Below are 20,091 nucleotides of genomic sequence, written 5' to 3' on the forward strand. Positions count from 1 at the left end.
TAAGCTTTACAAAATAAGCTAAAGTTAGTACTGCAGATTTTAAAATTTTTAAGAAGATGGGGAGAGATAAATGAAGGATCAAATAACTCCCACATATGAAGTGATTGAATTATGTTTGCTTGCCGGAAAAATTATGCTGCAAAATGGAGCGGAGACATATCGGGTAGAGGATACGATGAGTCGGATTGCAGCATCTTTTGGGATTCATCACTCCCATAGTTATGTGGTTCCCACCGGCATTATTTTTTCGATCGATGGTTCGGAGCCCTCAAAGCTTATTAGAATTTCAGAAAGATCTACTGATCTTGAAAAAGTAACACTTGTTAATAGTATTTCCAGAAAAATCAGCAGCGGGGAAATCTCGGCCAAAGAAGCTTTTGAGCAGCTAAAAGAAATCGAGAAAGCCAATTTATTTTACCCGATTTGGTTTCAAATTTTTGCTGCTGCCGTTTCGAGCGGCTGCTTTTTAATCATGTTTAATGGAATTTGGCATGATTTTCTTCCTGCCATTGTCACTGGCGGAGTCGGCTTTTCTTGCTTTCTTTATTTACACCAATTAGTAAAGATTAAATTTTTCTCTGAATTTACGGCGTCACTTGTCATTGGGCTTGTCGCTCTTTTCTTTGTATCTGCAGGGGTCGGACATGAAGTAGATAAAATTATTATTGGTTCAGTCATGCCGCTGGTACCAGGTTTAGTGATTACGAATGCGGTCAGGGATTTAATAGCCGGTCATCTCGTTTCAGGATTATCGAAGGGAGCAGAGGCGTTATTAACCGCTTTTGCCATCGGTACGGGGGTTGCGGCAGTATTTGTTATTTATTAAAAGCAGTGAGGGAATTACATGATTGCAGAACAATTAGTAACAAGTTTTATTGCATCAGCCGCGTTCGGTATCATATTTAATGTCCCTAAAGAATCGATTGTTAAAAGCGGACTTGTAGGAATGGCAGGCTGGTTTGTTTATATCGTAATGGTTAACGATGGAATTGATTCAGTATTGGCTTCATTTGTTGCGGCATTTTTTGCTGGAATCATTAGTCTCTCCTTTGCGAAAGTTTATAAAAAGCCAGTCACTATCTTTAGTGTATCTGGGATCATTCCCTTGGTGCCAGGCGGGTTAGCTTATGATGCCATGAGGAATTTTGTAGAAAACAATTATCCTTTCGCTATAGAGTTATCTGTCAGGGTCTTTTTGATCTCTGGTGCAATTGCGATGGGGCTTGTATTTTCAGAGGTTTTAAATCAGCTTATTATTAAGGCGAAAAAGAAAGAAAACTTTATGAAACGCGGGTGATAGGAAAAGCGTAAGCGCCCGTTCAGCGACTTATGGACTGGACAGAGCCGGAGTGAGATAAAGGAAACACGGCGACCGTCAGGGAGTCGATGTTGCCTTATCGACCGGAGCTGAGGGAAACCTAAAAGCGGAACCGCCTTGAACAGGCCCGACAAGCGCTGGAGCCTCCGACGAAGAAGCGTTCTTTGCTTCTGCAGGAGGAGGTGAAGCGCTCGAGGGCCTAGGCGGTGCAGCTAGATAAGTCCAATAGGCGCATGCGCCTGAAGCTAGACAGTTGTCAAAGTTCAAAGTGTATACTTTCTTAATTTTTTTCAAGAGACTTTTGACCCTTTCTTCAGATGACGGAGAAAGGGATTTTTTATTTTAAATGAAACTTAACAAGACAAATGTTTACAAAATGTGCCAAAATGTGTATGCTTGTTGTAAGAAAGTTTAGAAAATTACTAATTCAAAAGACCCATCTATTAGTAAGAAAGGTACAGAAATGTGATTTTTATAATTGGAGAGGAGTGCATTGCAGTGTCCAAAATTGTACAATCATCAACAAAAATAGACAAGTCATTCATTAGCAAATCCTTTGAAAATCTCCAAGATGCAATCTGTCGGGAATTAGAAATATTAGATGGGAAAGCGGTTTTTAAAGAAGAAAAATGGGATCGCCCTGGCGGTGGAGGAGGAAGAGCAAGGGTCATCGAAAACGGCAATATATTTGAAAAGGGCGGAGTCAATTTTTCCAATGTTTTTGGACTTCTTCCAGATCAAATGTCTGCAGGTCTCGGGCTGCCTCCAGGACACGAGTTTTTGGCTACAGGGGTATCAATTATTTTACATCCGGCTAATCCATTTGTGCCCATTGTTCATATGAATGTCCGCTATTTCGAGATGTCTAACGGTGATAAATGGTTTGGCGGCGGGATTGATTTGACCCCAATCTACATTGATGTTCAGCAGGCAAAATACTTTCATCAAAGCTTAAAGGATCTCTGTAATCGACATGATCCATCCTATTATCCTGAATTTAAGGAGTGGGCGGATAATTATTTTTATATCAAGCATCGCAATGAAACAAGGGGAATTGGCGGGATTTTCTTTGATCGGCTAAGAGTCAATCCGGAAGTTTCTTTAGAGGATAGATATAAATTTGTAAAGGATGTTGGTGAGTCTTTTACTCATATTTATAAAACACTTGTGAATGAAAACAAGGCCAAACCTTATAGTGAAGCAGAAAAAAGGTGGCAGCTGATTCGAAGGGGAAGATACGTGGAATTCAACCTAGTTTATGATCGGGGGACGAAATTTGGTTTGGATACGAATGGCCGGATTGAATCCATCTTTATGAGTCTCCCTCCTCAAGTAAATTGGCTTTATAACTACCAGCCACAGCCCAATAGTGAGGAAGCATTCACTCTGAGCATGCTGCGAAAAGGGATTGACTGGGCGAATCTATAACTCATAACTTCTTCGTATAATTTCGGTTGACTTTTTTAGCTATCTGCACATAAAATGAACATATTAAAAAGAAATGAAAAGAGTTGAGCTTTCGATGAAACTGCTCAGGTCAAATCAAATAAAAGGGAAACACCATTTCCAAGAACTAAGGGAACTAAGGAACTATTCAAGAAATCAAATAATTTCTTGAAATAGTTCCTTTTTTTATTGCTCCTTTAGTTTAGTAAAGGGTTACGGAGGAATAAGAATGATTACTTTAACTGGGAACACACTAAGCTTTACGCAAGTAAACAAGGTTCTGTTTAAAAATGAAAAGGTGATGGCATCTGCTGAATCGCTAAAAAAAGTGGAGGCCGCGAGACAGTCTGTGGAACGGATCGTCCGTGAGGAAAAGGTTATCTACGGTATTACCACAGGGTTTGGGAAATTTAGTGATGTATTGATTCATAAAGACGATGTCGAAGATCTGCAGTATCATTTAATTCATTCTCACGCATGCGGTCTAGGTGAGCCCTTTCCGGAGATAGTTTCAAGATCGATGGTCTTATTACGTGCTAATGCTTTGCTTAAGGGGTACTCTGGGGTCAGACCCATAATCATTGAGCGATTACTAGAATTAGTCAATAAAAAAATCCACCCAGTTATTCCGCAGCAAGGTTCATTAGGTGCAAGTGGTGATTTAGCGCCTTTATCGCATCTCGCCCTTGTTTTATTAGGCGAAGGGGAAGTTTTTTATCAAAACAAAAGAATGCCTTCCATGGAAGCACTCGTTAAGGAAGGAATATCCCCTATTACGTTAACTGCTAAAGAGGGATTAGCCCTGATAAATGGAACCCAGGCGATGACAGCTATGGGTGTAGTCGCATACTTAGAGGCTGAAAAGTTAGCCTGCCAATCAGAAGTGATTGCCTCGATTACGATGGAGGGACTACGGGGAATCATAGATGCATTCGATGAGGATATTCACCTGGCCCGCGGTTATCAGGAGCAAGTTGATGTAGCTAGAAGAATTCGGGAGTATTTATCAGATAGTAAACTTGTGACAAGACAAGGGGAAATTAGAGTTCAAGATGCCTATTCACTCCGGTGTATACCGCAGGTTCACGGAGCCACCTGGCAGACTCTGAATTATGTGAAAGAAAAGCTTGAAATAGAAATGAATGCTGCGACAGATAACCCTCTCATTTTTGATGAAGGGAGGAAGGTCATATCAGGCGGGAATTTTCATGGCCAGCCGATCGCGCTTGCTATGGACTTTATGGCAATTGCGGTTGCAGAGCTTGCCAATATTTCGGAACGCAGAATTGAAAGGCTCGTTAATCCTCAGTTAAATGATTTGCCAGCTTTTCTAAGTCCACAACCAGGTTTGCAGTCTGGTGCGATGATCATGCAGTATGCAGCTGCTTCGTTAGTTTCGGAGAATAAAACATTGGCTCATCCCGCAAGTGTCGATTCAATTCCATCCTCAGCCAATCAAGAGGATCACGTTAGTATGGGTACAATTGCATCAAGACATGCTTATCAGGTTATTACAAATACAAGAAGAGTACTTGCGATTGAGGCGATTTGTGGCTTGCAAGCCGTAGAGTATAGAGGAATCGAGAAAATGGCAACTGCGACACGAGCCTTTTTTGAAAAAGCAAGGGAGATCACGCCATCTATTACAGCGGACCGGATTTTTTCTAAGGATATTGAGAGCGTTAATGATTGGTTAAAGCGATAATAAAGTATAAGTGCCAGGTTACTTCTAAGGAAAAGTAACCTGGCTTTCCATTTTTTTTATAAAAAATGATTAGGTCCTTTTATGCTTCTTTCTCGCAGAATCAACCTTCCTGCTTCCAGTCTCAGTGGTCGTAGTGCCTTGTCCCTCTACATTAGGTGAGCTCATTCCAATTTTGGAAGCGTCCTTTTTTGCCTCTTTCATACCTCTTCTCCTTTCAGGGTAAGTTGGATTCGTTCATTAGGATGTACCGATAGGAATATTTTATGAAAAAATGACAAATCTTAAATGGGGAGGAGGTGTTGAATTAATGGCTAGAATTGGTGTAGAACAGTCATTAACACAAGTTCAAGAGGCGTTAAGAGAACAGGGATATGAAGTGACTGAATTAAAGCAAGAGAGTGATGCACAAGGCTGTGACTGTTGTGTCGTTACAGGGCAAGATGAAAATGTTATGGGGATTCAAAATGTGGTAAGTCAAGGTTCGGTTATTAATGCACATGGATTATCGGCAGAAGAGGTCTGCCGCCAAGTCCAATCAAAGGTGCAATAAGGGATTAAACCAGATGAAAAAAGTGTAGAGAAACCCGGGCTCTACACTTTTTGTCTTATGAATTCTGTTCTGCTGCAGGTTCTGCCTGTTTTGGATGGGCAGGAATATGTATAGTAAAAGTAGTTCCGACATGAACCCGGCTCTCGACTTCAATTCTGCCTTGCATTCTTTTAATAATCTCGTAGCTTACGGCTAATCCTAACCCAGTTCCATTTTCTTTATTTGTAAAATATGCAGTTCCAAGCCATTTAAGTTCATCCTTTGGAATACCGCACCCTTGATCTTTTATAACAATTTTAATGATACCCTCTATCTCACTGGCAGAAACTTCAAGAGTTTGACCAGCATCCATGGCTTCGATACCGTTTTTCATAATATTCATGAGAACCTGCTGAATTTCATGCTTAAATCCGAATAATTTTAATGACGGTGCTATTTCAGATTGTATATGGATGTTGTTAACTGCCGCAAAGGCTGTTATGATTTGAATGGAATCATGTAAAACTTTTGTTAAATCAAATTGTTCCATCCTGCTTTTTGGCGGTTTTGATATAGAAAGATAATCGTTGATAATGGCCTGGGCCCGATCTAATTCTTCGATGGATATTTTGATATATGATTTATCATGGTCGGATACAGTTCCGCTAGAATTGAGCATTTGCAGAAACCCTCTAACCGTTGTCATCGGGTTTCTGATTTCATGTGCAACTGCTGCGGCGAGCTGACTAATTGTGTTCATTTTTTCAACATGTTCGAGCTCTCGCTGCATAATCAGCTGATTTTCCATATTTTCAATGATAAAAATAACGGCCAGCAAGGTTACCCAAGTAATAACAGTTAGATAAAAAATAAAGGACAGCTCAACAGCGGACTCAATTTTTACAACATAAATCAATCGTGTAATCCCGATTATCATGTAAAATACACTAATTACCAACGCTTTAAAATAAATAGTTTGACGGTGGTAGAAGTTTTTAAATTTCGTTAAAATAATAGAGATAAAAAGGTAATTTCCAAGGTTTGATAAAAAGTCATCTGGATTTTTTGTCAAGGTAAAACATAGCATACTGCCAATAAGAATAAAGCCTGGCAATGCACCACCATATAAAAAGGCGACTATTATGGGGATAATCCGTAAATCATAGGAAAATCCTTCCGTATAGGAAGCAGGAAAAAGCATCGTCAGCAGTAAAGATACGAAGAGGATTATTGTAAATTTAGATACCCATTGATTTTGCCGGATTGTTACACTTTCTCTCAGAAAAACAAGGTAAAAAAGAACGGGGAAGAGGATTAATAAAACATTAATTAATATATCTTGGATAACGTCCCACATCTACATCACCTTCCAAAACCCGTTAAAATAAAAACACAATGACTCTTGTGAAAAATGCATACCTATTATAATAGTAGAGAAATTTCGTACATATGTATATAGGCTTATTTTCGGAACTATAAATCAATTTGTGTTTATAAGATAAAAAAATGTTTAATTTTTAGCTTATTTTTAGTAAATAAGGCACTTTAACCAGTAATTACATACTAGGGATAGTTGCTTTTATGATAAATGTGTTTTAATTGTATTGGAAATTTTAAAAACTGAATAGCTATATTTTAATATTTGTTAAGTGTATGTAAATTAAAGCGCTTTCAAAGGAGTAAATATTAATAAATTGGAGGTTTTATTCATGACTAGTCAAACATTAAAAAATTTTTTAGATGAAAATTTAGAGGATTTAAAGGGCCGCGGTTTATATAATGTAATCGATCCTCTTGAAAGCCCCAACGGTCCGATCATCAAAATTGACGGTCGGGATTTAATTAATTTATCTTCTAATAATTATTTAGGTTTAGCAACTGATGAACGCTTGAAAAAAGCAGCCAAACAGGCAATAGACCAATATGGTGTTGGTGCCGGTGCCGTAAGAACGATTAATGGAACACTAAAAATCCACGAGGAGCTTGAACAAAAGCTGGCTGAATTTAAGCATACAGAAGCTGCCATTGCCTATCAGTCTGGATTTAATTGTAACATGGCAGCGATTTCAGCGGTTATGGATAAAGAGGATGCGATTCTGTCAGATGAGCTTAATCATGCATCCATTATCGATGGCTGCCGATTATCCAGAGCCAAAATCATCCGGTACAATCATTCAGATATGGATGACTTGCGTGCAAAAGCTAAAGAGGCTAAAGAGTCTGGTCAATATAAAAAGTTAATGGTCATTACTGATGGTGTGTTTTCGATGGATGGCGACGTTGCCAAACTCCCTGAAATTGTCGAAATTGCTGAGGAATATGATATGATGACATATGTTGATGACGCCCATGGGAGCGGCGTGTTAGGAAAGGGTGCCGGAACAGTGAAGCATTTCGGCCTTTCAGAAAAGGTCGACTTTCAAATTGGAACCCTTTCTAAAGCGATTGGTGTAGTTGGCGGTTACGTAGCTGGGAAACAAGCTTTAATCGATTGGCTCAAAGTAAGAAGCCGTCCGTTTCTCTTTTCTACATCTTTAACCCCTGCTGATGTCGCCGCATCGATTGAAGCGATTGATATTTTATTGAATAGTACTGAATTACAGGAGAAGCTTTGGGAAAACAGCCGGTATTTGAAAAAAGGACTTAAAGATTTAGGCTTTAATATCGGAAACAGTGAAACACCGATTACGCCTTGTATTATAGGTGAGGAAAAAACAACGCAAGATTTTAGTAAAAGGCTGAACGAAGAAGGGGTTTATGCTAAATCCATAGTCTTTCCAACTGTTCCGCGCGGTACAGGAAGAGTACGCAATATGCCAACTGCTGCTCATACAAAAGAAATGCTGGATCAGGCATTAGCAACGTATGAAAAAGTAGGTAAAGAGATGGATGTTATTTAAACTATGCACTCGTTTACACAAACGGACATACTTGTATAGTCCGTCTGGTTTGGAACAAACATCTGAAGATACAGTAGAAAACCGTACGGGGGAAAACGAATGAAGAAAATATTGCTAACAGGTGCCTTAGGTCAAATAGGTTCTGAGCTAACGATGAAATTAAGGGAAGTTTATGGAGCCAATAACGTAATTGCAACAGACATACGATCTGCAGAAAACGAAGTCGTACAGTCAGGACCTTTTGAAATCCTAGATGTGACCGACGGAAAAGCGATGCATGAAATTGCAGTAAAATACAAAGTCGATACCCTTATTCACCTGGCTGCTTTACTGTCTGCCACAGCTGAAGCCATGCCATTGTTGGCATGGAATATTAATATGGGCGGACTTGTTAATGCCTTAGAGGTAGCCCGCGAGGAGAGGTGCCAATTTTTCACGCCCAGCTCAATTGGCGCATTTGGACCTTCAACCCCTAAGGAAAAAACGCCGCAAGATACAATTCAGCGCCCCACTACTATGTATGGGGTGAACAAGGTTTCGGGGGAGCTTTTGTGTGATTACTACTTTCAAAAATTCGGTGTAGATACGCGGGGGCTGAGGTTTCCTGGTTTAATTTCGTATGTGGCTCCTCCAGGCGGGGGAACGACGGATTATGCTGTTGAAATTTACTACGATGCACTAAAAACCGGCAAATATACATCTTTTATTGCTGCAGGAACCTTTATGGATATGATGTACATGCCGGATGCTTTACAGGCGATTATTACTTTAATGGAAGCAGATGCATCCAAGCTGATTCATCGAAACTCCTTTAATGTCACAGCTATGAGTATTGAACCTGAACAGATTGCTGCTGAAATTCGAAAAACAATTCCTTCTTTTAAGATAGATTATCAGGTAGACCCAATCAGACAAAGAATTGCGGACAGCTGGCCAAATTCAATCGACCCAACTGCTGCAAAAGAAGAATGGGGATTCAAAGCAGAGTTCAATTTAGAAGCAATGACCAAAGATATGCTTGAGAAATTAAAAGAGAAGTTAGCTGCCAAATAATTAGATGAAGGCCATCTCCTTTCAGTGGAGATGGCCTTTCATATGTTTTAGCAAAGGGACATGAAATGGGTGCTGGTTTTCATACGTAAGTTAGGCCCGCTTTTGTATCGCAGCTAATATATTTTGATAAGCTAGCGATTCCTCTTTCTTTCCTAATTCTCTGTAGGCTTTAGCTAACCATTGAATCGGTCTTACATCCTTAGGGTTTAATTCCATTTCGAAGCTAAAGCAGTCAATAGCCTGTTCAAATTGTTGAAATTCAAAATACAGTTCTCCCAGCTGCAATTGATTTTCAGGATCATCTTTAATAGCGGCCATTGTATTTACTTTTTTAAGAATCGGGAGGGTGACGTTCAATTCCCGAAATGGCTTCAGCCACTGGTGGGTAAAGGAAAAATCGTATTTTTTCAGCAATATCGGAAGGCAAAGGCGAAGCATTTTTTCTAATCTGTGGGGTTCAGTCTCGTGTACTAGGATATGGTTCATGTTTTCGATCCGCAATTTACTAGTATCTAGTTGTTTCTGTTCAAGTAAGGTTTGGACTTGGTGATACTGTGTGCTTGAGACTGCAGAGTGGCTATCCATAATCACATTAATGGCATCTTCATATTGCCCGTTCTTTATCAACAAATCGATTAATGCTTGACGGAGCTCTGGAATCTGTACATCATTTTCTAGTAAATCGAATAATAAATAGGTGGTGTCTCGTTCCTTTAGCTGTGAAGTAAGAAGGGAGTAAAAGCTTGCAAAGCTTACATCGTCCTTTGAATTCATCATCTGGTCGATATAAAGTAAGATCTGATCCATCCATCTTCCTTCTTGAGATAGTTTTTCTTGAAGCTGGGAGAAATAATGTTGGTCGTGTCGATTTGAGAAAGAATGAATTTCAACATAAAGTGGGTCTTTATATAATAGAGAAGGTCCGCCTTCATCATAGAGCGTTTCGAAAGGATGATATTGGAGGTTATGGGACATATCGCGGGCCCAACTATTTTCAGGAGCATAATCCAAACAAACTTTAATGATTTGATAAGCTTTAAAAAATTGCCCATTTCTTCTGTATTGGTTATATTTGTTTCTCATCAGACTGATAATTTTTTCTTTAGGGATAAAGGAATCGAAAAACGAAAAGATGAGGGAGGTTTCTTGATTGGAAAAATGCTGTTCCGCTTTTTGCAAAAGCTGATTGAAACTCTGGAAGGTGAAGGTATTCGTTCCGGTAATAAGTTGTTCAATTAATGGATGTGGGGCATTTATTAGTATGCCATCTGAAAACACAGATTTAAGCCGGCAACACATTGGAAGAGCTGACACTTTTCTATAAGTTAAATACTGATTTTTATAGTAAAACAGCAGATAACACTGATGTTGTTCATCATAGGCTTCCACCACTTTCATCATGTGATAAAAAGCCATTCGCTGAATCGTTACTAATTTGGTTTTCTTTTTCGTTTGAATCGCGACCATTTGCTTTTCAGACATGGAAATCCCCCATTTTATATTGGATTTTAACAACAATAACGGTTGCACTTATTGTAACACTGTTAAGAGTAGAATGGAAATAGAGGCGGTAATCTCTTTACTAAATAATGGCTATGTTAGGCTCGGTGGCTGCCCTAAGCTGCGCGAGTGCCTGTAACGGAAATCAACAGGTAGGTTTAACAGAGCCTAAATAAAAAGCCCCTAAACAAAAAGTTTAGAGGCCCCTGTTATTAAAATACCTTCGTAGTCCAAGTTTCACAATTCCATACATCAGTCGCAATATCGTGATAAAACTCGGGTTCGTGGCAAATAATCAAAATACTTCCTTTGTATGCCTTCAGGGCACGTTTCAGTTCATCCTTGGCATCGACATCTAAATGGTTGGTCGGTTCATCTAAAACTAAGAGATTTGTTTCTTTATTAATCAGCTTACATAAACGAACTTTGGCTTTTTCTCCGCCACTTAACACTTCAACTTTACTTTCAATATGTTTCGTAGTCAGGCCGCATTTAGCAAGAGCTGCCCGAACCTCGTATTGCGTAAAATGCGGAAACTCATTCCAGATTTCATCAATACAATTATTGTAATTAGCCTTTTTAATTTCCTGCTCAAAATAGCCAATATTTAAAAATTCTCCGCGTTCGACTTGTCCGGATATAGGTTGAATTTCCCCCAGGATACTTCTTAACAACGTTGTTTTCCCGATTCCGTTAGCTCCCATAAGAGCAATTTTCTGCCCTCTTTCCATCCTCAAGGTTAGCGGTTTAGATAAAGGTGAATCGTAGCCAATCACTAAGTCCTTAGCTTCGAAAATTAATTTTCCGGAAGTTCGGGATTCTTTAAAGTTGAACTCTGGTTTTGGCCGTTCCTGTGCTAATTCAATGATTTCCATTTTGTCGAGCTTTTTCTGACGGGACATTGCCATATTTCTGGTTGAGACACGTGCTTTATTACGGGCCACAAAATCCTTAAGCTCTGAGATTTCCTGTTGTTGTCTCTTATAGGCCGCTTCAAGCTGTTGTTTTTTGACTTCATATACTTGCAAGAAATGATCATAGTCTCCGACATAACGATTTAATTCCTGATTTTCCATATGGTAAATCAGATTCACGACACTATTTAAAAATGGAATATCATGCGAGATTAATATAAACGCATTTTCATATTCTTGCAGATAACGCTTTAGCCACTCAATATGTTTTTCATCCAAATAGTTGGTAGGCTCGTCTAACAGAAGAATCTCTGGCTTCTCTAAAAGAAGCTTAGCAAGTAAAACCTTAGTCCGCTGTCCGCCGCTAAGGTCATGAACGTCGCGGTCGAGACCGATATCGTCTAAGCCAAGCCCCCTCGCAATCTCCTCAACCTTTGCATCGATTACATAAAAATCGTTATTGGTAAGCATATCTTGAATGGTACCGACTTCCTCCATCAGTTTTTCCAACTCGTCTGGAGTAGCGCTCCCCATTTTATCGTACATGCCATTCATTTCTGCTTCTAAGGTAAATAAATACTGAAACGCACTTTTTAATACGTCGCGAATCGCGAGTCCTTGCTGAAGGACAGTATGCTGATCCAAATAGCCAACCCGTACATTTCGGGACCATTCTACTTTTCCTTCATCAGGTTCTAACTTACCGGTAATGATATTCATAAAGGTGGATTTACCCTCACCATTAGCACCGATTAAACCGATATGTTCGCCTTTAAGCAGACGGAAAGACACATCATTAAAAATGGCCCGGTCGCCAAAGCCATGACTTAAATTTTTAACATGTAAAATACTCATGATTAATACACCTTTTCTCCTAATTCGTAATAAGGTAACTTCTATGATTGTACGACAAAAATGGCAGCTTTGGCTCTAGTAATTATTTGCAAAAGCTCATTTCACTTCTCACATAGGAATTATACAGGGAAAAGAAGATCTAAGATACATAAAAAATCAGGTCCATTGTTATAAACATGAGGTCCATTCAGATGAAATAAATGGAAATACTGTAAGGTGAGTTAGACACTGGGAGGACACGGTCCAAGGATTAATAGCTTCTTAAGTAAAGTTTTCTAAGTAAAGAAATTAGGATTGCTGAAACTCCAGCAATCCTCTTTGTTTAGGCTATTTGTATTGAGAAATGAGCTCACTTAATGCCCTCGACTTAATCCTCTCATACTCCAATGCTTCTTCCAATTCAGTGACCAGTAGCGGGGATTTCCTTACATACCGCTCGCGGATAATATCATACAATTCATAAGGGAAAAGCATATCGATAAACATAATTTTCTTTTGTTCCTTCGTAAGAGGAGATACTGATTCGTAGGCTGAAAGCATAGTTTTAAACTTTTGATGATCCCAGGTTCCGTTTGTATCGAGCAGAGGTACGATCATCTTTCGCAGATCACGGATAGGAAGGTCAAATGAAACCGTGTCTAAATCGATGACCCATATTTTTCCATCCGGTCCAAGCAAGGAATTTCCTGTTCCATAGTCCTGGTGGCAAAGATTCGGTGCCTTTTTAACATTCTTTACCCAATCGTTATAGGAAGAATCCAGCAGTCTTTTTAAAGTGCTTTTCGCTTCTCTAATAAAAGGATCGATTTGTTCTAAATAAGCGATTGAAAAAGGATCATCAGGATATTGTTTGGCTATCTTCTTCCACGTTTCCATTTGTTGGGTTCGCTTTATCATATGGTTTGGCCAGCGTCCAAGCTTTGTAAAAATAGGTACGCCTGCAGGCGGACGATATCCAATCGAAGCTTTGTGAAACTGAGCCAAACCTTTCATAATCATTTGGAGATCTTCCGTATTAGTTAATTCGAACGGTCTTCCTTCTATCCAATCATATACAACAAATAGAAAGGGCCCGAATTTAGTATAGAGCTGATTATCCTTATTAGGAATAATTCCTGGGACGCGCGCTCCTTTTTTGGCAAGATAGTCCTGGGCGTAAATCGAGAAGAGTGCCTTTTTTTCAGGACGATGAATTCTTTTTAAGCATATCGGTCCTTTCCTCGTTTGCACCTTCCAGACAAGTGCCATTTGATTGCCCTGAATCACTTCAATTCCCTTGACATCTACATCCCATGATTGCAGAAGCGTTTCCGCTAAAGCAATAAGTCTTTTTTCCTCTTCAGGGGTTAGGGTAAGTTCAGCAATCTCCTCATTGTTATCCGGAGACTCTATTTCCGCTTGTACCGATTTAGCTTTTTTTGCTTTTTTTGCCTTTTTTGTATGTTTTATCTTGTTGGACTCTATTGTCTTTTTACCCTTTTTTGTATGTTTTATCTCTTTGGACTCTATTGTCTTTTTACCCTTTTTTGCCCCTTTTATTTCTTTATCCTTTATTGTTTCTATCGCAGACATTACGAATGTGTCCTTCAATAAGGGTTTTGCCATCAATAAGGGTTTATCCTTCAATGAAATCACCTTCCTAATTTCCTTCTCTCAATAATGTATGGTAAAAGTCTAAATTCTGCTTTTCCAAATAGGCCAAAAATGAAAAATTGGGGGTTTTCCTCATTTTTCATGTAAACGTCTAAAAGTTTTAATCTGAAGGCACAATGTCTTTGTCCTATTCGTACGATAGTTTAGGGGTACAAACTCCTAGAAATAACATGTTCGCGAATGGAGGTTAGGTATGAAGATTGCCTTAATAGCTACAGAGAAGCTGCCGGTTCCTGCCATTAGGGGAGGAGCGATCCAAATTTATTTAGATTCAGTCGCCTCTGTAATAGCTGCTAATCATGATGTCACTGTCATATCCATTACTGATCCTAGCTTACCAGACAATCAAAAGATAAACGGTGTAACATATGTTCGTTTTACTGAAGATCAATATATACAATCAATAGTTCAGCATATGAAAACTCATCAGTACGATATTGTCCATTTATGTAATCGCCCGAACTGGATTCTATCTCTAGTTCAAGTTGCGCCACAAACTAAATTTGTTTTAAGTGTTCATAATGAAATGTTTGCACCTGAAAAAATCAGTGATGCAGAAGGAAAGAAATGTATTGAAGCTGTCTCTAAAATCGTAACAGTCAGTAATTACATCGGTGAGACCATTACATCAAGATTCCCATCAGCTAAAAGTAAAACGAAGACTGTATATTCAGGGGTTGATCTTAATCAATATCAGCCAGCATGGACAGAAGAGGGGAAAATCTTAAGGACGGAAGCAAGAAAAGAATTAAAGTTAGAAAATAAAAAAATCATCTTGTTTGTTGGGCGATTAAGCAAGGTAAAAGGGCCGCATATATTACTGCAAGCTCTTCCAAAAATTGCCGAGAAAGAACCTAATGCGATGCTGGTGGTAGTAGGTTCTAAGTGGTTTGGCGACAATGAGGTCAATAATTATGTTAAGCATTTATATACGCTTGGAGCTATGTACAAGGATCACGTAACCTTTATTAAATTCGTGCGGCCGCATGATATCCCAGCTTTATACGCTATGAGCGACTTGCTTGTATGCTCTTCTCAATGGCAAGAACCATTAGCACGTGTTCACTATGAAGCGATGGCTGCTGGCCTTCCTGTTCTAACGAGTAATCGGGGAGGCAATCCTGAGGTAATCACTGAAGGGGAGAACGGATCCATTATATACGACTTTGATAATCCAGATGCTTATGTAAACCCGATTGTTTCCTTACTCAAAAGTGAAAGTAAACGAGCAAAAATGGGGAAAAATGGGAGAAAGATTGTTGAAACCCAATTTAGCTGGGAACACGTTGCCGTGAATCTTCTGAAGGTTTATGAAGAAGCGAGAAGTAATTCTTGAGGAAGGGGGAGATACCATGGAAGAAAGGCAAGAATGGGAGACTGATAGTGAACAAGAAGAGGACTCCAAAGCAAAGAAAAAAGGAAGCTCACTAACAAAAGGATACTTGAATAAGGTTTTAAGCTATTACCCATTTGAAGTAAAGGATATACGTTTGTTGAGCTCAAGGAGCGGCCGCACAACATGGGAAGTTCAAACAGCACAAGGAACCAAAATATTAAAGCAAGCAGAAATGAAAGCCAATCGGATGCTTTTTATTGCTGATGCTCACCTTCACCTACAAAAAAATGGCCTGCCAATAGCCCCTCTTTATCGCACCAAAAATGGCGGTTATTGTATTGGTACAAAGGAAACTGCCTTTGTCATGTATGATAAGGTGACTGGAAATGAAACGATCTATTACAACAAAGACCAGCTTTCCCGTGCGTTAGATTTTGCTGGGAAATTTCATGTCGCATCAAAGGGCTTTGATGCTGCGGAAGGGGCAAAAACACGTGGGCGATTAGGAAAATGGCATAAATTATACAGATGGAAGCTGCAAGAGTTAGAAGGTAATAAACAAATAGCCCTATCCTTCCCTAATGATCCTTTTTCCATTATGTTTTTAGAGCATGTGGACAAAATGCTCGAGCGGGGCAGGAAGGCACTTGAAGATCTCAATCGGCCAGAATATGACCAATGGGTGAAGCAAACAATTGATGAAAAAAGCTTTTGTCAGCAGGATTTTACATTTGCAAGATTAGTAGACATCAATCAACAAACTTTTATGCGTGAACTGCACTCCATTACGTATGATCTTCCCGCACGAGATCTTCGTATCATTTTAAATAAAGTTATGAAAAAAATGTCCGTTTGGGATCAGGATTTGGCGATTCATATGCTTTGCTCCTATGATCGGGTCAATCCTTTAACAAAGGATCAATACCGTGTGCTTTGGACAGATCTGGCATTTCCGCACCTATTCTGCTCGGTTGCTCATAAATATTATTTAGGGCAAAAACGGTCCTGGTCTGATGAAAAATATATTTGGGCCTTACAAAATATTATTGGAGTGGAAGAATCAAAAGATGCCTTTTTAAAGAAATTTTCGGATATAGTCCGTGAAATCAAAAATAACAATGGAGGGAAGAGCCGTGGGAAAAAAGAAAAAGGCTAAAATTCCAAAGCTTGAAATTGAAAAATTCACCTTCTCTCCACCGGGACGGATGGGCTGGAGTTATTCAGAATACGAAAGTATGATGGATAATCCACAAAAGGTACTGCATGAATCAGCTATTAATGATAATCTCGTTGAACTAACGGCTGTTGAACTAATGGAATTTCCTTTTGGGCAAAAAGAGGAATACAACTGGAAAGAAGAAATCACTGAAACTAGTGCAGCAATGAATAAATACGATGAGTCTGCCGAGGAGTTGTCTAACGATATTGCAGTAAGTGTTAATGATTTCGACATGGAATCAATAGAATCAGTAGAATCCTATGACTATGCCGCAAATGCTGGAGTAAATTCAACAGATGAAGTGGAATCTGTGGAAGAAGTGGAATCTGCGGAAGAATGGGAAGATGTCGAGGAGTCTGAAGAAGAACCAGCGGCAGCGGAGAAAAGGCCTATTGTGATTGTAACGATGGAACCTCCAAAGCCGCCATGGATTGCAAGTAATTTACAAGCGCGAAAATAATTGAAATATAGGCACTTAACCAGACCTAATCAGGGCAAATGTCATATACTGTTGGTGATAATTAGGAATAGGAGGGAGTTATACCCATGCCGGTAATTAGGGAAGTAAGCACAAAGCTAACGCTTGAAGAGAGTTTATTATCACAATTGCTATCTAAAGAAGATCCTTTAGAAGGATTTTTATTTTCTTCTGATGACGACGAATCATCAGAATCATCAGATGACACAGGAGCAGCCGTCCAAACAGAAGATGAGGATGAATCATCAGAATCATCAGATGACACAGGAGCAGTCCAAACAGAAGATGACGACGAATCATCAGAATCATCAGAATCATCAGATGGCACAGGAGCGACAGTCCAAACAGAAGATGATGAAGAGTCATCGGAATCATCAGATGACACAGGAGCAGCCGTTCAAACAGAGGCTGAGGACGAATCATCAGATGAATCCGAAGAATCAGCAGATGAATAACGTAAAGAAACCCTTTTGAATTCTTCAAAAGGGTTTTAAATTTTCCATTAATGATTTGTATTGGCCAGTGAATCAGCAGCTTGTAAATAAACCGCTTCAAAGCGGTCAGCTACATGTTTAAAATCAAATTTCTCTTCTACTACTCTTCTTCCATTTTGAGATAGCCAGCTGCCAAACCCAGGAAATTCCAACATTGCATTTATGATACGTGCATATTCATACGGGTTTTTATAATCTTTAATAAGTAAGCCATTTTCTTCATCTTGGATTACTTCCGCATTTCCGCCGCGATCTGTTGTCAAAATTGGAATTCCAGCAGCCATTGCCTCATAATGTACCCGTGCAAGCGGCTCATTCCACTGAGAACTGCAGACAAATAAATCACCCATAACATACATATGATAAATATCGCTAGCCGGTACATAGTTTGTAAAAATTATATGATTATCATAGGGGGCTGCAAGGGTATGCAAGTATCGGACATATTTATTGACCCGATTATCGCTAAACCATTTCCCGCCTACAATCACGAGCACCGTATCCTCATGTTTTAACAGGATATGATTCATCGCCTGAATCAGGATATGGGGTCCCTTAGAGGGGCTTAAGCGGCCAATAAACAGAATAACCTTACTATTTTTAGGGATACCGTACTTTTTTCTCATTTCGTTTCGGATTTTTTGCCCTGGCTTCGACCAGACCGGCTGAAATTCGCTTAAGTCAACCCCAGAATACACGACCGATGTCTTTTCCTCTGCTTCTGGAAACCTTGCTACAATGGTATCTTTTATAAACTGACTGACTGTTGTGATCGCTGTAACTTTTTCAATGGCCATTTTCCCTTCCTCGTCCGATATCTTGTTTTGAGCAAACATCTCATTATGGACACTTAAGATAAAATGACTGACAGGGCTAGCTTCCTTGTATAGCGGAATATGCCGGGGCCGATTACAAACGTGAATGATATCAAATTCACGTTTCTTAAGTTCATCTGCCACAAAAAAACGATAGCCATTTCGGGGGAAACGACGATAGGTCACACCGCACGTTTGCTCATAATCTGATAGGCTAGGATCGGTTACCGAAAATATTGTAATCTCGTGGTTTTCCTTTAAATAGGGAACAATCCCATCAATCATCATTTGAATAGCCCCACCCTTTACAGCGGGTGAGGGCAATTTTTCAGTACATATAAAGGCAATTTTCATGAACTTTCACTCCTATAAAGGCAGGTGAAACTGTCGTTAATGCCTTTGCAGCATATAATGGGAACCAAATGAATCGAATAGCTCTTTTTGGCGAGCCTATTCATATCCTCCCGACACCCACATATCGCAAATCGTGTTTTCTTATTTCATCAGGATTGATACAGTTTCGCCCATCTATAATCAGATCGCCCTTCATCCATGTTTTAACCTTTTTCCAGTCTAATGTTTTAAAGGATGGCCAATCCGTTGCAATAAAAACACAATCAGCATCTAAGATAGCTTCCTCCATGGAATCTGTCTGTTTGGCAGTCTGAAGACCTTTAGTCGGCAGGGTTGCCTTTGGATCATAGGCGATAACGTTAAATTTAAGAGTATCAAGCTTTTGAATAAGAGCAACCGCCCGAGAAGAGCGGGTATCATCTGTATCCGGTTTAAATGAAATTCCAAGAACGGCTACCTTTTTTGTGATGGAGTCTCCTATATAAGAGGTGATCTTATCGATATACCATTCAAGTTGTGTTTCATTTACAGACTGGACCGCTTCTAAAATAGGTGTCTCAACTCCTTTTTGCTTAGCCGAATGGATAAAGGAGCTGACATCCTTTGGAAAGCAAGACCCGCCATACCCGATGCCGGCCTGCAAAAAATGTTTACCAATCCGTGGATCTAATCCAATGGCTTCAGCTACGGTTGTAATGTCGGCCTGATAGCTGTCACAAATTCGTGCAACTTCATTAATAAATGAAATTTTAGTTGCTAAAAAAGCATTGGAAGTAAATTTTATGACCTCAGCATCATTTAAAGTGGTCAAAATCATAGGTGCATCGATCTCTTTATAAATCTCTTTCATAATCGATAAGGAAGCCGTATCGCCATGCTGCAAACCAATTACCGTTTTATCCGGATGGAACATATCATGGACAGCTGACCCTTCCCGTAAAAATTCTGGGTTTGAAACGATCCTGAACAGCTCCTTTGACAAACCTTTTTCGATTAAAAGTCTGTTAATCATTTGATTTGTGCCTAAAGGAACCGTACTTTTTGTGATGATTGTTTTTCTAGAGGTGATATTGACTGCTAGATCATCTACAACTGATAGCACATAAGATAAGTCCGTACTTCCATCTGGTAACGGCGGGGTTCCGACACAGATAAAGATACAGGAGTTAGTATGAATGGCTTCTCCTACCTGATCGGTAAAGGTAAGTCGATTTTGATTCTTTTGAATAAGCTCAGAAAGCCCCGGTTCAAATATGGGGGACTCTCCTTTGTTCAATGACAGAATTCTCTCTTTATTTTTATCTACACAGGTTATATGATGGCCCAAGTCCGCTAACACAGCAGAAGATGTTAGTCCAACATAACCGGCTCCAATCACACAAATATCCACTTCAAATCACCTTCCACAAGACCTTAGCTTTTACATAGTATTAGAAGGGGTGCTTGGTTTGTGACTATTTGCACCATGAATAATGAATAAGTGGGCAAAAACAGAAAGCTAATTGTTTGCCTGATGTGATAT

The 20,091-nt window shown here is 39.5% G+C and carries 18 protein-coding genes; 11 read left to right on the top strand and 7 right to left on the bottom strand.

The annotated features are described in order from the left end of the window. Nucleotides 1-70: 70 nt before the first annotated feature. From CRO56_RS00695 to hutH, 4 genes are all read left to right on the top strand, one after another. Nucleotides 71-826: a threonine/serine exporter family protein gene (locus CRO56_RS00695; protein ID WP_097156679.1), complete on the top strand. Its 756-nt coding sequence runs from the start codon at nt 71-73 to the stop codon at nt 824-826. 18 nt (nt 827-844) lie between these two features. Then, nucleotides 845-1,297 carry a threonine/serine exporter family protein gene (locus tag CRO56_RS00700; protein ID WP_097156680.1) on the top strand — a complete coding sequence of 151 codons (453 nt, stop codon included), beginning with the start codon at nt 845-847 and terminating at the stop codon, nt 1,295-1,297. A gap of 519 nt (nt 1,298-1,816) precedes the next feature. Further along, nucleotides 1,817-2,746 (top strand): oxygen-dependent coproporphyrinogen oxidase, encoded by a 930-nt coding sequence (gene hemF / locus CRO56_RS00710; protein WP_245855533.1) that lies wholly within the window; start codon nt 1,817-1,819, stop codon nt 2,744-2,746. Nucleotides 2,747-2,993: 247 nt separating this feature from the next. After that, nucleotides 2,994-4,469 (top strand): histidine ammonia-lyase, encoded by a 1,476-nt coding sequence (hutH, locus tag CRO56_RS00715; RefSeq protein WP_097156682.1) that lies wholly within the window; start codon nt 2,994-2,996, stop codon nt 4,467-4,469. Between the two features lie 69 nt (nt 4,470-4,538). Here hutH and CRO56_RS00720 read toward each other — a convergent pair whose 3' ends face one another. Further along, complete coding sequence (locus CRO56_RS00720; protein WP_097156683.1) at nt 4,539-4,670, bottom strand: YuzL family protein; 132 nt, start codon at nt 4,668-4,670, stop codon at nt 4,539-4,541. A gap of 106 nt (nt 4,671-4,776) precedes the next feature. On the opposite strand from CRO56_RS00720, the gene CRO56_RS00725 reads away from it, so the two are divergent. Then, nucleotides 4,777-5,019, top strand: coding sequence for a YkuS family protein (locus tag CRO56_RS00725; protein WP_097156684.1), 243 nt, complete (start codon nt 4,777-4,779; stop codon nt 5,017-5,019). Between the two features lie 55 nt (nt 5,020-5,074). On the opposite strand, the gene CRO56_RS00730 is transcribed toward CRO56_RS00725, so the two are convergent. Continuing rightward, nucleotides 5,075-6,355: an ATP-binding protein gene (locus tag CRO56_RS00730; protein WP_097156685.1), complete on the bottom strand. Its 1,281-nt coding sequence runs from the start codon at nt 6,353-6,355 to the stop codon at nt 5,075-5,077. 352 nt (nt 6,356-6,707) lie between these two features. Here CRO56_RS00730 and CRO56_RS00735 point away from each other — a divergent pair, with 352 nt between their 5' ends. Beyond that, nucleotides 6,708-7,898, top strand: a complete 1,191-nt coding sequence (locus CRO56_RS00735; protein WP_097156686.1) for a glycine C-acetyltransferase — start codon at nt 6,708-6,710, stop codon at nt 7,896-7,898. A gap of 99 nt (nt 7,899-7,997) precedes the next feature. Beyond that, nucleotides 7,998-8,951: an L-threonine 3-dehydrogenase gene (locus tag CRO56_RS00740; protein ID WP_097156687.1), complete on the top strand. Its 954-nt coding sequence runs from the start codon at nt 7,998-8,000 to the stop codon at nt 8,949-8,951. Between the two features lie 90 nt (nt 8,952-9,041). Here CRO56_RS00740 and CRO56_RS00745 read toward each other — a convergent pair whose 3' ends face one another. From CRO56_RS00745 to CRO56_RS00755, 3 genes are all read right to left on the bottom strand, one after another. Beyond that, a complete protein-coding gene (locus CRO56_RS00745; RefSeq protein WP_097156688.1) occupies nt 9,042-10,433 on the bottom strand; it encodes a tetratricopeptide repeat protein in 1,392 nt (463 codons plus the stop codon). Between the two features lie 230 nt (nt 10,434-10,663). Beyond that, nucleotides 10,664-12,220 (bottom strand): ABC-F family ATP-binding cassette domain-containing protein, encoded by a 1,557-nt coding sequence (locus CRO56_RS00750; protein ID WP_097156689.1) that lies wholly within the window; start codon nt 12,218-12,220, stop codon nt 10,664-10,666. Nucleotides 12,221-12,547: 327 nt separating this feature from the next. Beyond that, nucleotides 12,548-13,792 carry a spore coat kinase CotI gene (locus tag CRO56_RS00755; protein WP_097157180.1) on the bottom strand — a complete coding sequence of 415 codons (1,245 nt, stop codon included), beginning with the start codon at nt 13,790-13,792 and terminating at the stop codon, nt 12,548-12,550. Nucleotides 13,793-14,066: 274 nt separating this feature from the next. Between CRO56_RS00755 and CRO56_RS00760 the strand changes: the two genes are divergently transcribed. From CRO56_RS00760 to CRO56_RS00775, 4 genes are all read left to right on the top strand, one after another. Then, nucleotides 14,067-15,209 (top strand): glycosyltransferase family 4 protein, encoded by a 1,143-nt coding sequence (locus tag CRO56_RS00760; RefSeq protein WP_097156690.1) that lies wholly within the window; start codon nt 14,067-14,069, stop codon nt 15,207-15,209. A 16-nt stretch (nt 15,210-15,225) separates the two neighbouring features. Beyond that, nucleotides 15,226-16,365 (top strand): CotS family spore coat protein, encoded by a 1,140-nt coding sequence (locus CRO56_RS00765; RefSeq protein WP_097156691.1) that lies wholly within the window; start codon nt 15,226-15,228, stop codon nt 16,363-16,365. Continuing rightward, a complete protein-coding gene (locus CRO56_RS00770) occupies nt 16,343-16,888 on the top strand; it encodes a hypothetical protein (RefSeq protein WP_097156692.1) in 546 nt (181 codons plus the stop codon). Before CRO56_RS00765 ends, CRO56_RS00770 begins: the two co-directional genes overlap by 23 nt. An 86-nt stretch (nt 16,889-16,974) precedes the next feature. After that, on the top strand, nt 16,975-17,361 hold the full coding sequence (locus CRO56_RS00775) for a hypothetical protein (RefSeq protein ID WP_097156693.1): 387 nt from the start codon (nt 16,975-16,977) through the stop codon (nt 17,359-17,361). Between the two features lie 47 nt (nt 17,362-17,408). On the opposite strand, the gene CRO56_RS00780 is transcribed toward CRO56_RS00775, so the two are convergent. After that, nucleotides 17,409-18,569 carry a glycosyltransferase family 4 protein gene (locus CRO56_RS00780; RefSeq protein WP_097156694.1) on the bottom strand — a complete coding sequence of 387 codons (1,161 nt, stop codon included), beginning with the start codon at nt 18,567-18,569 and terminating at the stop codon, nt 17,409-17,411. Nucleotides 18,570-18,669: 100 nt separating this feature from the next. After that, nucleotides 18,670-19,959 carry a UDP-glucose dehydrogenase family protein gene (locus tag CRO56_RS00785; RefSeq protein ID WP_097156695.1) on the bottom strand — a complete coding sequence of 430 codons (1,290 nt, stop codon included), beginning with the start codon at nt 19,957-19,959 and terminating at the stop codon, nt 18,670-18,672. Between the last annotated feature and the right edge of the window lie 132 nt (nt 19,960-20,091).

Source organism: Bacillus oleivorans (assembly GCF_900207585.1).
In the GTDB taxonomy this organism is placed as follows: domain Bacteria; phylum Bacillota; class Bacilli; order Bacillales; family JC228; genus Bacillus_BF; species Bacillus_BF oleivorans.